The following is an 11,983-nucleotide window of genomic DNA, read 5'->3' as shown; positions in this document are numbered from 1 at the left end:
CAAATAAACTAATTATTTACCTACTTTTTCATCGTACACCTTTTGTTCTTCAGGTGTAATCTGAACGATACCGTATCGTGTAGATTTCGTAATCTCCATTTCGTCTAACACTGTTACTAAATTATCATAAGATGCATCATCCATTGGTTTGATAATTACAGTAAACTTCTCTTTATCACTTGCTCTTGATGCAGCAGTTGTAATTACATTACGAATTCCTTCTGCAGAGTAATCAGTTTCATTTAAGTTACCAGCATTTAATTTCCCAGCCTCTTGTTGATACCAAAATAGTTTATTATCCTTTGCTACTAAAATTGTAACTGAATTTTCAATTTTCACTTCTGTAGGAGGGACAACATCTTTAGGAATCTTTGGAGGCATATTCAAGTTCATTACGTTTGGTTTGATCGAAGTCGCTGCAAACATAAAGAAAGTAATTAATAAGAAACCTAAATCTACTAACGGAGCCATATCGACCGCAGTCGAATTCTTTTTGGAACGGACTTTTTTTCCGTTGCCGCCATTATCTGTTTGTATTTGCGCCATTGGGTTAAATTTCTTTTAATTATTCTTGAGATGTAATTAACTGGAACTTATTCATATTCTTTTCTTGTAATTGTTGGATCAAAGTTTTGAATTGTTTGTATTCAGATTTTTGATCACCTTTAATTGCTAAGAAAATATCAGGGTTCACTTCTTTTGCTTCAAATACCCAATCAATCAATTCTTGATTTTTATTCGGTATCGTATCTAATGGAATACCTGGATGATATGATTGTTGTTTATCAGCAGGCTGATTCAAATAATTTCTCATTTCATTCATTGGTACACCAAACTCTACTATGCTTTTGAATGCATTCTTTTCAGCATCTGTAAACTTCACTCCGTACTTATCACCCATTCTTTCTAATGTAGGAATACGATCTTTTTCTTCTAATCCGAATAAGAATTTTCCTTTATCATCAATTTTAATGATCATCATGTTTTCTGTAGCCATTTTTTGGTTCGAAACAGATGTCGGTGTTACGACAGGAACAACTTCAGGTTCTCTAAAGTTAGATGTCAAAATAAAGAAAGTTAACAAAAGCCAAGCCATGTCAGACATAGCTGTTAAGTCCATCGAAGGACCTCTTCTTTTTGGTTTTACTCTTGCCATTTTCTCTGTATTATTAATTAATATTCTAAATTGTTTGTTGTTTGATTTTTCCTTATACTATCCTTCTAAGGCTTCGTCAATGAATATTAATTGTGAGCAGAGAAAGATTGTTGAATACTCATTCCTACTTCGTCAATTTTGAATGTTAAATCATCAATTTTAGAAGTTAAGAAAGCATACATAATAATAGCGAATGCAGAAGCACCAATCCCCATACCTGTATTAATTAAGGCCTCAGCAATACCTACTGATAATTGTGCAGCATCTGGAGATCCTCCTCCTTCACCTAATGCGAAGAATGCTTTAATCATCCCGATTACAGTACCCATTAAGGCAATTAACGTACCAACAGAAGCAATTGTAGAAATAATTGTCATGTTTTTCTCTAACGTTGGCATTTCTAATGTAGTCGCTTCTTCTAACGTTTTACCTAATTGAGCTAATTTTTGCTCTTTGTTTAAAGTTGTGTCGTTTTCTAACGCTTTGTAAGTTGTTAAACCTTCTTTCACTACGTTTCCTACGGCACCTTTTTGTTTGTCACATAATTCGATTGCTTTGTTAATTTCATTTTTGTTTAATAAAGCACGAATGTCGTTTACAAATTTCTCAGCAGATCCTGTTCCTTTTGCTTTGTTTAAAGCGATAACACGGTCGATAGAGAATACCAATACCATAAAGAAAAACGAGATTAAGAATGGAATAATTACCCCTCCCTTAAAAATAATTCCTAAAAAGTTTAAAGGATTTCCTCTTTCTGTATCTCCTCCTTCAAAGTTACTTGGTTGACCAAAAACACCATAAAAGATCCCCATTGCGATAGCAATTAAAATGATCATAGTAATCACAGGGTTAAGACCTCCCTTTTTAGTTTTAGCTGGTACTGTTACATTCTTTTCCATTTACTAATTCTTTTAAATATTATGATTTTTATTAATGTGGGTGTAAATTAAGTGAAAATTTTTTAAATCTTCTAAATTTTTTATGTTGTTATGACGTTAAATTTCGAATTTACTCGAAATCAATAGTAGATTTTACCGAAATGATAATTTTTTATTTTATCTCATCAGCCCAAATAAAACCTTTTCAACATTATAAATTTTGAAAATATACAATCTTCAAAAAAATTAACCTATCGCAAATTTATTCAATATTTATACATATTTATATTTTTTTTTAAGAATTAAATTATTATTTTGACTTTTGCACTTCAATATTATAATTGCTATGAAAGTTTGTATTGCCGAAAAACCTAGTGTTGCCAAAGATATCGCCAAAGTTATTGGTGCTAATCAGAAGCATGATGGATACTATGAAGGAAATGGATTTCAAGTTACTTGGACTTTCGGTCACCTATGTACATTAAAGGAACCACAAGATTATACCCCCGAATGGAAAAGTTGGGATCTGAATTATTTACCCATGATTCCGTCAAGTTTTGGAATAAAATTAATCGCTGACAAAGGGGTTTCGAAACAATTTAATATTATCAAAAGACTTGTAACAGCTAGTCAAGTTGAAGAGATTATAAACTGTGGTGATGCTGGTCAAGAAGGAGAATTAATACAACGATGGGTTTTATTGAAAGCCAAAGCGAAAGCTCCAATGAAGCGTCTTTGGATTTCATCTTTGACAGAAGAAGCTATAAAAGAAGGTTTTGAGAATTTGAAAGATGGGGAAAAATATTTTAATTTATTTTCTGCAGGACAAGCGCGTGCAATTGGTGATTGGCTTTTAGGAATGAATGCAACTCGTTTATTCACCAAAAAATTTGCTCCACCCAAAACTGTTCTATCTATTGGACGTGTGCAAACGCCAACTCTTGCTATGATTGTGCAACGACAAAAAGAAATCAACGCTTTTGTTATAGAAGAATATTGGGAACTGAAAACAGTATTTAAAGAAGTTGAGTTTAATGCAACAATTCCTCGTTTAAAATCTGAAGAAAAAGCCAAACAAGGTTTAGATTTTATTAAAGACAAAGAGTTTGAAATTATTGATTTTGAAATAAAAGAAGGTCGCGAAAAAAATCCACGATTATTTGATTTGACTGCTTTACAAGTAGAAGCCAATAAGAAATATGCATTCTCTGCAGAAAATACATTGAAATATATCCAAAGTCTTTACGAGAAAAAGTTTGTGACATATCCTCGTGTTGATACAACGTATTTATCCGAAGATATTTATCCAAAAGTTCCAGGAATTCTAACTAAACTTACAGCCTATCAAAATTTAGTTGCACCATTAATGACGCAACCAATTCCGATGTCAAAAACTGTTTTTGATAACACAAAAGTAACCGATCACCACGCTATTATTCCGACAGAAATCTTTCCTCAAGGTTTATCAAACGAAGAAAAGCGTATTTATGATTTGGTTGCTCGACGTTTTATCGCAGTTTTTTATCCTGAATGTAAAGTTGCCAACACAACGGTAGAAGGAAAAGTAGAAAATATTGGTAAAGATGGTCAACTTTCTGCAATTAATTTTAAAGCAACTGGAAAGCAAATTCTCGAAATGGGATGGCGCGAAGTATATGTAAAAGATAAAAAGGAGGACGAAAAAGACGAAGAAAAAATAATGCCAATTTTCGAAATTGGTGAAAAAGGACCTCACGAACCTTATATCCACAAAGGAAAAACAACTCCTCCAAAAAATTATACAGAAGCAACTTTATTGCGTGGAATGGAAACTGCAGGTCGTCAAGTGGACGATGAAGAAATGCGAGAACTGATGAAAGAAAACGGCATTGGCCGTCCATCTACGCGTGCTAATATTATCGAAACATTGTTCCGAAGAAAATATATCGAAAAGAAAAAACGAAACATTGTGGCAACACAAACGGGAATTGATTTGATAGATACGATTCAAGATGAATTATTAAAATCTCCAGAATTGACAGGAGTTTGGGAACGAAAACTTCGTTTAATTGAAAAAGGTGAATATGAATTGGAACAATTCAAACAAGAATTAATTGAAATGGTTTCAAAATTAACATTTGAGGTAAAAAACAGTTATTTCAGACCAATTTCGTCGCACCAAAATTCTGCTCAAATAGAAGATAAACCCAAAAAAGAGCGTAAACCAAAAGAAGAAATTAATCTGGAAGATGCTACTTGTCCGAAATGCAAAACACATAAATTAGTAAAAGGAAAAGCCGCTTATGGTTGTTCTAATTTCAGAGAATGTGGTTTCAAAGTTCCGTTCGAGTTTATGGGTAAAAAATTAACTAACAAACAAATTTTAGATTTAGTTACGAAGCAGAAAACGGGAAAAATGACGGGATTAATCAATCCTGAAAATGGAGAAAAAATTGCTGGGAAAGCTATTTTGGGAATGAATTTCGATTTAGAGTTTGAACAGATGTAAAATAAACAAATTTCGAAAGACAACTATTCGAAATTCATTCTATTTATATTTCTCCAATGTTTCCTTCAAAATTGTTTTTACTTTTTCTTTCAGTTTTTTAGGTTCGATAATGGTTACAGAACAGCTCAACGAAAGAATTTCGCTGATAAAATCTTCGGTTAAAAATAATTCTAAACCAATTAAAACCTCATCATTTTTAGTTTCTAAAATTTGTTGCGATTCGTGCAAAGGCAAAGATTCTAAATAAGCAGCTTGTTTTTTTGTTACAGAAAGCACAATTTTTTCTGGTTTTTCAGAACTTGGAACAATTATTCCGAATGAATATTTATACTTATCTATGTAATTAAATTCAATATTATTGTCTATTTTATCATTTAAAATTGAAACTTTATTCATTCGTTCCAAACCAAAATTTTTCACAATTCCCTTATCATCTGCAATCAAATACCAACGATTATTGTGCTCTCTAATTGCAATTGGCGAAACTTTTCGAATCGTTTCTTTTTCTTCACCAAATTTTTGATAATGAAATTCAATTTTCTTTTTTTGTTGAATAGCTTGTACAATATCAGGCAAAAATTCAGCACGTTTGGGTTTTCTTTTTTCCAAATACACGATAGATTCGAGCGAATTAGTCAATTTCAAGGCAGAAAAACTGTTGATTTCTTCTAATGTTTTCAGAAATAGATCAGAACTATAATCATCTTGAAAAATATAATATCCACGCTGACTTCGACTATACATAATGTCAATTCCCAAGATATTACGAATTTCTCGAATATCACGTTGCAATGTTCGTTTAGAAAAGTTAAATTCTAATGTATCATCTTGTAGTTGTAACATTTCAAATTCTCGTTCCAAAAAACGTTCTAAATCTTCGTAAGAACAGTATTTTTGTTGCGAAAGTTTACGAACAATATTAAAGTAACGCGCGATATAACCTTGTTTTGACATTGTATTGTAAGTGTTTGAACAAACTTAAGTGTTCTGCAACTAAAAACAAAAAAAAGTAACATTTCCTTACAAAATGTTACTTTTTATTCATTCCTAAAAATGAATGATACGAAAAAACGGATTTTTATGTTTTTATCTTACAGATTTATTTATTGAATTGCTGTATCAACTTCAGCCACTTCATCCACTACTACAGTAGGTTGATTTACTTCAGCAGTTTCAATAAAATTAGAAATTTTGTCGATAATTTCTGTATTTGAAGTTGGTTCGTTTTTCACTTTTAAACTTAAAAAGATTGAAGGCGCTAAATTATCTTGTATATAATTTGAATCATTTTGATATACACCATCATTTTTAACTGTTGTTGAATTTAAGTTTTCTGCCAATTCTTTTGCTACTTTGAATGTATCTTCAAAAGCAACATTCTGTTTAGACACTACAGCTGCAACCTTGTTTGTATTATCATCAGATTTATCAAAACTTAATGTCATGATCAATTCAGGTTTTAAACTATCAATAATTGCTCTTTTCTCTTCTTCTTGCAGTCCTTTCGTTAAATCTTTCCAAAGAAGAACATTTACATTTTCTTTATTTAAAGTTTCTATTTTAGACTTAAGTTCTGTGGCAATATTTGCTCCAGATTCTGCTGCGATATTATCTACAATATCCAAAATAACAACCTTTGGTGCATCTTGGTTAATTGTATATGAAGTTGAGACTGGAACTTCATTTTTCGTTGTGAAAGAGAAAGAAACTAACCCTATTGCTACAACTCCTAATATTTGCGTCAATTTTTTCATAATAAATGTGTTTTGCTTAAAAATGATACTTTTTTTTAATAGTTAGTACGTGTTACAATTTTGCAGAGATTGTTCCGAAAAATCTTAATTAATCCTAAGAAATGTTATATTTTTCTTAAAGATAGGTTCAACGTAAATTTGAACCCTACATAAATAAAGGAATTGAAGGAAAACAAGAAACTCAATCTTTCGATTGAGTTTCTTTATATTATTTACATGCAGCTATTATCTGCACAAAGTCGTCAAATTTTAGTGAAGCACCTCCTACGAGACCACCATCAATATCTGGTTGAGCAAAAATTTCGTTTGCATTCTGTGCATTCACACTTCCTCCGTATAAAATACTTGTATCATTTGCCACTTCTACTCCGAACTCATCATTCAACACTTTTCGAATAAATGCATGAATTTCTTGTGCCTGCTCTGGTGTAGCTGTTTTACCTGTTCCAATTGCCCATACTGGTTCGTATGCAATAATCAAACGAGAAAGATCATCATGGTTTTGTGAACTTAAAGCATTCATGATTTGTGATTTTACTACATCAAAATGTTTATCCGCTTCGCGTTCTTCTAACTTTTCGCCAACACAAAGGATTGGATTAATTTGATAGTTGAATGCTTGTTTCAATTTTGCAGCAATAACCTCATCTGTTTCTCCTTGATATTCTCTACGTTCAGAATGTCCAATAATAGCAAAGTCTAACCCAATACTATCCAATTGTTCTGCTGAAATATCACCTGTATAAGCTCCTTTATCGTGAGCTGAAATATCTTGAGAAGAAACCTTAACATATTGTTCGTCTATAGCTTCTAATAAAGTTTGTAAATAAATAGAAGAAGGCGCAATAATCACTTGAGCTATTGGCTGATTGTCTGCCACCCAAGCATTCAGATTTGTTGCTAAATGAATTGCTTCTTCATAGTTTAAGTTCATTTTCCAGTTTCCTGCTACTATTCTATCACGCATAAAAAAGTGTATTTTATATTGGTTTTAATATTTACTGCAAGATAATTATTTCTCGTGATATTCTACCTGATTTATTTTATGCGAACGCGTGGATCAAGAATTCCATAAAGAATATCAACCAAAATATTAATCACAATGAACATGACTGCAATCACTAAAACAGCTCCCATAACAATTGGCAAGTCTAATGTATTCAAAGCATTTACAATTTCCTTTCCTAATCCATTCCATCCAAAAACAAATTCTACGAAAACCGAACCTGCCAACATCGATGCAAACCAACCAGAAATAGCTGTAATCACTGGATTTAATGCATTGCGTAAAGCATGTTTTGTAATCACTGTTTTACGGGACAAACCTTTTGCAAAAGCTGTTCGAATATAATCTTGATTGAGAACTTCTAACAACGAATTTCGTGTTAATTGTGTAAAAACTGCTAATGGTCGCGAACCTAATGTTATAGCAGGAAGAATTAAATTTTTCAACATCAAATGTTTTCCTTCTCCCAAATCATCTACCTCATATAAACTACCAATCATATTAAGACCCGTAATATCGTGCATCAAAAATGCAAAAATGTATGCAATTATAATCGCCGAAAAGAACGAAGGAATACTCATACCAAAACTTGTAATGACCAATAACATGCGATCAAGCCACGTATCTTTCATTAAAGCAGAAACAATTCCCAATGCAACACCAATTATAGTTGCAATAATAATAGCAGCAATAGCCAAAACCATTGTATTAGGCAGCGTTTCTCCAATAATTGTACTGACATTCTTTCCTTGTTTTTGGAAAGATTCTCGCAAATAGGGCGCTTTCAACACCATTTCATTTGTTCCAAAATCAACTAATTTGGTGTACTTGTATTTATCTGAACTTAACGATGTGTAGGTTGTATTCGTTTCATCAATATTGTGAAACGAAACCGGCGAAAGATCATTCAAATAAAACGCATATTGTTTCCATAAAGGTTGATCTAAACCTAAATTCTTACGAATTTGAGCCAATTGCCCTGGATCTTCTTTTTGATCAAGCATCATACGAGCAGGATCCCCAGGAAGTACTGAAAACATTAAAAAAACAACGGTAACAACTCCGAAAAGTGTCAAAAATCCGTAGAAAATTTTATTTAAAATATAATTAATCACTTGTTAAAATAAATCTTCTAATTGATTAAGCGAAGGAAAATCATTGTCATGATATTTCGCTTTCACCGTTCCTTTTTCTAAAATCATTACACCTGGATTAGAGCGAATAATTGTTTTCATTGTTGTTTGATCCATAAAACAATTTTCAAGTTCCAAACCTTTAATCGGATTATTTGAAACCGTAACAACTCTATATCCTTTATATTTAGAAGCTTCTTTTCCTAAAATATTCAATTTTTCAATTTGCTTCTCATTTACCTTTTCAACAAAAGGAACAACAAAAACAATCACTTTCGGTGCATTTAGAATCTCAGAAGTTTTATCAATGCCATTACAATCAAAACTAAAATCGTGAATTGGAGGTTCGTATCCTTTTTTCTCGACAATAGTTCGTGTTTTATCCGCTTCAATTATCCAAGGCGTTCCGTGTTTGTACCATTTGTCATCAGCAATATATTGCGCATCATCAATTTCGACTACTTTACCATCAACATTATTTTTCATCGTGTAAATAGTTTTATATGTTGTTGGTTTCAATCCCAATTCTTGTGGAGATTTCATTCCTTCAATCAAGTCTTTTCCAACTGCATAAGGTCTAAAATCAATTATTGGCAAATGATTAATTCCAATATAAGCGATAATTGCAGAAGCTAAAATCGTCATAAAATTGATTGCATAATTTGCTTTTTCAACAAATAACGGCTTGATATATTGTTGTCCGACAACCAAAATAATAATCAATACCAATAACACAACGTCTTTATAAAACGATGTCCAAGGTTCTAATTTTAAAGCATCACCAAAACATCCACAATCGGTTACTTTATTGAAATAAGCCGAATAAAATGTTAAAAATGTGAAGAAAATTATCGTCAATAATAAAGAAATCGTTGTAAATCTTTTCCAAACACCAAGCAATAACAATACACCTAAAACAATTTCAAAAATTGAGAAAAATGTTGCCAAAGGCAAACTCAAACTTTCTAAAAAAGGAATATTAAGAACGGTAGGCGAAAAATATTCTTCTAATTTGAAACTTAATCCGATTGGATCTACATTTTTTACAAATCCAGAAATAATAAAAATGACACCAACTATAATTCGTGCAAATTGAACAAGATATTTCATGACGTTTTATTTTCGTTAATTAAAATCATTGCGAAAATCGAATAATTAATCATATCCAAATAATTTGCATCTAAACCTTCTGAAACAATCGTTTTTCCTTTATTATCTTCGATACTTTTTGTGCGTAGGACTTTCTGATAAATTAAATCCGTTATCGAACTTACACGCATATCTCGCCAAGCTTCACCATAATCATGATTTTTTTTCATCATCAAATCGTGCGCAATAATCGCATATTTATCGTACAAATCAATTGCTTGTTCATCTGTTAAATCAGGTTGATCTGCAAATCCAAGCTCTAACTGAATCAATGCCATAATCGAATAATTGACGATTGCAATAAACTCACCTTCTTCGTCTTCATCTACCAAACGTTCTGTTGCTTCTTGTAGCGTACGGATACGATTTATTTTGATAAAAATTTGATCTGTTAACGACGGCAAACGCAGCACACGCCAAGCTGGACCATAATCTTGTAATTTCTTCGTATATAAATCTCGACAAACTGAGATGATTTCTTTAAATTGAATTGAGGTATTTTTCATAATTTCGTTTCGATTTCAAAAATAATTGAAATTGCTTAAAGAACTTCTAAGATATGACAATTAATTGTAATGGTCGTTTGATTGATTTCAACGAGCCAAAAATTATGGGAATTTTGAATACAACGCCAAATTCTTTTTATGATGGAGGGCGTCATCATTCGATCGATTTAATTTTAGAAAAAGTTGAGAAACATTTGTCCGAAGGTGCCGATATAATAGACATTGGTGGATATTCGACAAAAGCTGGAGCTGAAAATATTTCGGAGCAAGAGGAAATAGATAGAACTGCACCTATTATCGAAAAAATTATTGAAGAATATCCTGAACTCATTGTTTCGATTGATACATTTCGTGGAAATGTGGCGCGCGTAGCTGTAAAAGCTGGCGCTTCAATTATCAATGATGTTTCGGGATGGGAATTGGACGAAAATATGTTTGATGCCATCAAGGAATTAAATGTACCATACATTTTGATGCACATGAAAGGAACGCCACAAACAATGCAAAAAAATCCAGAATACAACGACATCACACTTGAAGTTAACGAATATTTTTCACAGAAAATTGCGCAATTAAAAGCTGCAAAAGTGAATGATATTATTTTGGATCCTGGGTTTGGATTTGCCAAAACATTGAATCATAATTACGAATTATTCAGTAAAATAGAAACGTTGGGATTCGGCGAATTTCCATTATTAGTTGGTATTTCAAGAAAATCGATGATTTATAATTTGTTCAACTCAACTCCTCAAGAAGCGCTCAACGGAACTTCTATTTTGAATATGGTTGCATTACAAAAAGGTGCAAAAATTTTGCGTGTGCATGATGTGAAAGAAGCAAAAGAAACCTTACAAATATTTCAAAAATTAAATCAATAATAAATAACAAAGCCACTTTTTAAAGTGGCTTTGTTATTTATTATTACGACGAGCATCCCAAATACTTAATACAATTAATTCCTTTTTATTGTATTCATAAAACAACAAATTATTTCGAATTAATTTAACTCTTATTAACTCTTACATTTTTGATAGAAGTTTTTCTTCCAATAGTTGGATTATCTTTTAAATCATCTAAAATCTCAAGAATTAACTGATTTAGTTTTATACTGAAACGATTAGATTTATTTCTTAATAACCAATATTCAAGAATTTCTTTTCGTTCTACATGAGCTGTTTTTGTCCAAACTATTTTTCGTTTAGCCATTGATCAATTTCTTGATTTGCTAAATCTTCACTCAAAATATTAGCTTTTTTATACTCCTTTTGAGTATCTTCTACACGATTAATTTCAGTTTCATTTAATTGATATTCCTCTGTTGAAGATTCAAAATTAATCAACTGTTGAATCTCTTCAATAATTCTAAAATCGTTTAATTGATTAATTTGGTTAATTACATTTAATTTTAATTCTTCAGTATTCATTTTGAATGATTTATACTAAATTACAAAATACTATTCAATAATTTTACTATTCGGAAAGAAAACCTTGTACGTATCAACCACATTGATATCAGAAGTCAAAATTTGCCAATGCGAATCTTTCACAAATTCAAATACAACTTCGTTGTCGTATAAATTTTCGTCCTCAATATTTACATGTAAATTATTTTCTTTTCGATCACCAATAATCAAGGCTTCCGTTACATGTTCCATTTTGTAACACAAACTTTCTAATTGGTCATATTCTACAAAAATCCCTTCTTGTTGATCGATCACTTCTTGCAATTCGAAAACAGAATATTCATCCGTCTCACTTTCGCCATCAATCCAAAGTAATTTCCAAAAATAATCTTGTATATCTTTTATAGGAGCGATTACCTCTTCCATTCGTTGAATTTGGTTTTCGTCTTCTCCGTAAATTTCTATTTTATAACTTTCCATATATCATGCAAAATTAAAAAAGTAACTTCA

At 31.5% G+C, this 11,983-nt stretch carries 14 protein-coding genes; 2 read left to right on the top strand and 12 right to left on the bottom strand.

Going from position 1 to position 11,983, the window contains the following annotated elements; all coding sequences use genetic code 11:
* Positions 1-12: 12 nt before the first annotated feature.
* The 3 genes from IF125_RS00265 to IF125_RS00255 all read right to left on the bottom strand — a co-directional run bounded on the left by IF125_RS00265 (position 13) and on the right by IF125_RS00255 (position 2,055).
* Positions 13-546, bottom strand: coding sequence for an ExbD/TolR family protein (locus tag IF125_RS00265; RefSeq protein ID WP_171621921.1), 534 nt, complete (start codon positions 544-546; stop codon positions 13-15).
* 19 nt (positions 547-565) lie between these two features.
* Entirely contained in the window at positions 566-1,156 is a 591-nt protein-coding gene (locus IF125_RS00260) for a biopolymer transporter ExbD (protein WP_171621920.1), read from the bottom strand.
* Positions 1,157-1,242: 86 nt separating this feature from the next.
* Positions 1,243-2,055, bottom strand: a complete 813-nt coding sequence (locus IF125_RS00255; RefSeq protein WP_171621919.1) for a MotA/TolQ/ExbB proton channel family protein — start codon at positions 2,053-2,055, stop codon at positions 1,243-1,245.
* A 325-nt stretch (positions 2,056-2,380) separates the two neighbouring features.
* On the opposite strand from IF125_RS00255, the gene IF125_RS00250 reads away from it, so the two are divergent.
* Positions 2,381-4,522 carry a type IA DNA topoisomerase gene (locus IF125_RS00250; protein WP_225541117.1) on the top strand — a complete coding sequence of 714 codons (2,142 nt, stop codon included), beginning with the start codon at positions 2,381-2,383 and terminating at the stop codon, positions 4,520-4,522.
* A gap of 39 nt (positions 4,523-4,561) precedes the next feature.
* Here IF125_RS00250 and IF125_RS00245 read toward each other — a convergent pair whose 3' ends face one another.
* The 6 genes from IF125_RS00245 to IF125_RS00220 form a co-directional block, all read right to left on the bottom strand.
* A complete protein-coding gene (locus IF125_RS00245; protein WP_225541116.1) occupies positions 4,562-5,476 on the bottom strand; it encodes a helix-turn-helix transcriptional regulator in 915 nt (304 codons plus the stop codon).
* Between the two features lie 149 nt (positions 5,477-5,625).
* Positions 5,626-6,276, bottom strand: coding sequence for an N-acetylmuramoyl-L-alanine amidase (locus IF125_RS00240; protein ID WP_171621916.1), 651 nt, complete (start codon positions 6,274-6,276; stop codon positions 5,626-5,628).
* A gap of 208 nt (positions 6,277-6,484) precedes the next feature.
* On the bottom strand, positions 6,485-7,243 hold the full coding sequence (gene tpiA, locus IF125_RS00235) for a triose-phosphate isomerase (protein WP_225541115.1): 759 nt from the start codon (positions 7,241-7,243) through the stop codon (positions 6,485-6,487).
* Positions 7,244-7,314: 71 nt separating this feature from the next.
* Complete coding sequence (locus tag IF125_RS00230; protein WP_225541114.1) at positions 7,315-8,397, bottom strand: ABC transporter permease; 1,083 nt, start codon at positions 8,395-8,397, stop codon at positions 7,315-7,317.
* A gap of 3 nt (positions 8,398-8,400) precedes the next feature.
* Positions 8,401-9,525, bottom strand: coding sequence for a BT_3928 family protein (locus tag IF125_RS00225; protein WP_225541113.1), 1,125 nt, complete (start codon positions 9,523-9,525; stop codon positions 8,401-8,403).
* Positions 9,522-10,070 (bottom strand): DUF1599 domain-containing protein, encoded by a 549-nt coding sequence (locus IF125_RS00220; RefSeq protein ID WP_225539382.1) that lies wholly within the window; start codon positions 10,068-10,070, stop codon positions 9,522-9,524. Before IF125_RS00220 ends, IF125_RS00225 begins: the two co-directional genes overlap by 4 nt.
* Before the next feature lie 53 nt (positions 10,071-10,123).
* On the opposite strand from IF125_RS00220, the gene folP reads away from it, so the two are divergent.
* The gene (gene folP / locus IF125_RS00215; protein ID WP_225541112.1) at positions 10,124-10,948 is read left to right on the top strand and encodes a dihydropteroate synthase; all 825 of its coding nucleotides are present in this window, start codon (positions 10,124-10,126) and stop codon (positions 10,946-10,948) included.
* 124 nt (positions 10,949-11,072) lie between these two features.
* Here folP and IF125_RS00210 read toward each other — a convergent pair whose 3' ends face one another.
* From IF125_RS00210 to IF125_RS00200, 3 genes are read right to left on the bottom strand one after another with little or no spacing between them, the layout of a single operon-like run.
* Entirely contained in the window at positions 11,073-11,276 is a 204-nt protein-coding gene (locus IF125_RS00210; protein WP_225539381.1) for a hypothetical protein, read from the bottom strand.
* Positions 11,258-11,494, bottom strand: coding sequence for a hypothetical protein (locus IF125_RS00205; protein ID WP_225541111.1), 237 nt, complete (start codon positions 11,492-11,494; stop codon positions 11,258-11,260). Before IF125_RS00205 ends, IF125_RS00210 begins: the two co-directional genes overlap by 19 nt.
* A 30-nt stretch (positions 11,495-11,524) precedes the next feature.
* Complete coding sequence (locus tag IF125_RS00200) at positions 11,525-11,953, bottom strand: hypothetical protein (RefSeq protein WP_225539379.1); 429 nt, start codon at positions 11,951-11,953, stop codon at positions 11,525-11,527.
* Between the last annotated feature and the right edge of the window lie 30 nt (positions 11,954-11,983).

The sequence above is a fragment of the Empedobacter stercoris genome (assembly GCF_020281205.1).
Taxonomy (GTDB): domain Bacteria; phylum Bacteroidota; class Bacteroidia; order Flavobacteriales; family Weeksellaceae; genus Empedobacter; species Empedobacter stercoris.
The sequence above is the reverse complement of the archived record's forward strand: the minus strand, read 5'-3'. Positions and strand labels throughout refer to the sequence as shown.

What these genes read in the sequence shown, in the direction of transcription:
- IF125_RS00205 (WP_225541111.1), bottom strand. Translation starts at nt 11,494, where the DNA reads ATGAATACTGAAGAATTAAAATTAAATGTAATTAACCAAATTAATCAA.
- tpiA (WP_225541115.1), bottom strand. Translation starts at nt 7,243, where the DNA reads ATGCGTGATAGAATAGTAGCAGGAAACTGGAAAATGAACTTAAACTAT.
- IF125_RS00245 (WP_225541116.1), bottom strand. Translation starts at nt 5,476, where the DNA reads ATGTCAAAACAAGGTTATATCGCGCGTTACTTTAATATTGTTCGTAAA.
- folP (WP_225541112.1), top strand. Translation starts at nt 10,124, where the DNA reads ATGACAATTAATTGTAATGGTCGTTTGATTGATTTCAACGAGCCAAAA.
- IF125_RS00210 (WP_225539381.1), bottom strand. Translation starts at nt 11,276, where the DNA reads ATGGCTAAACGAAAAATAGTTTGGACAAAAACAGCTCATGTAGAACGA.
- IF125_RS00200 (WP_225539379.1), bottom strand. Translation starts at nt 11,953, where the DNA reads ATGGAAAGTTATAAAATAGAAATTTACGGAGAAGACGAAAACCAAATT.
- IF125_RS00255 (WP_171621919.1), bottom strand. Translation starts at nt 2,055, where the DNA reads ATGGAAAAGAATGTAACAGTACCAGCTAAAACTAAAAAGGGAGGTCTT.
- IF125_RS00250 (WP_225541117.1), top strand. Translation starts at nt 2,381, where the DNA reads ATGAAAGTTTGTATTGCCGAAAAACCTAGTGTTGCCAAAGATATCGCC.
- IF125_RS00260 (WP_171621920.1), bottom strand. Translation starts at nt 1,156, where the DNA reads ATGGCAAGAGTAAAACCAAAAAGAAGAGGTCCTTCGATGGACTTAACA.
- IF125_RS00240 (WP_171621916.1), bottom strand. Translation starts at nt 6,276, where the DNA reads ATGAAAAAATTGACGCAAATATTAGGAGTTGTAGCAATAGGGTTAGTT.
- IF125_RS00220 (WP_225539382.1), bottom strand. Translation starts at nt 10,070, where the DNA reads ATGAAAAATACCTCAATTCAATTTAAAGAAATCATCTCAGTTTGTCGA.
- IF125_RS00225 (WP_225541113.1), bottom strand. Translation starts at nt 9,525, where the DNA reads ATGAAATATCTTGTTCAATTTGCACGAATTATAGTTGGTGTCATTTTT.
- IF125_RS00265 (WP_171621921.1), bottom strand. Translation starts at nt 546, where the DNA reads ATGGCGCAAATACAAACAGATAATGGCGGCAACGGAAAAAAAGTCCGT.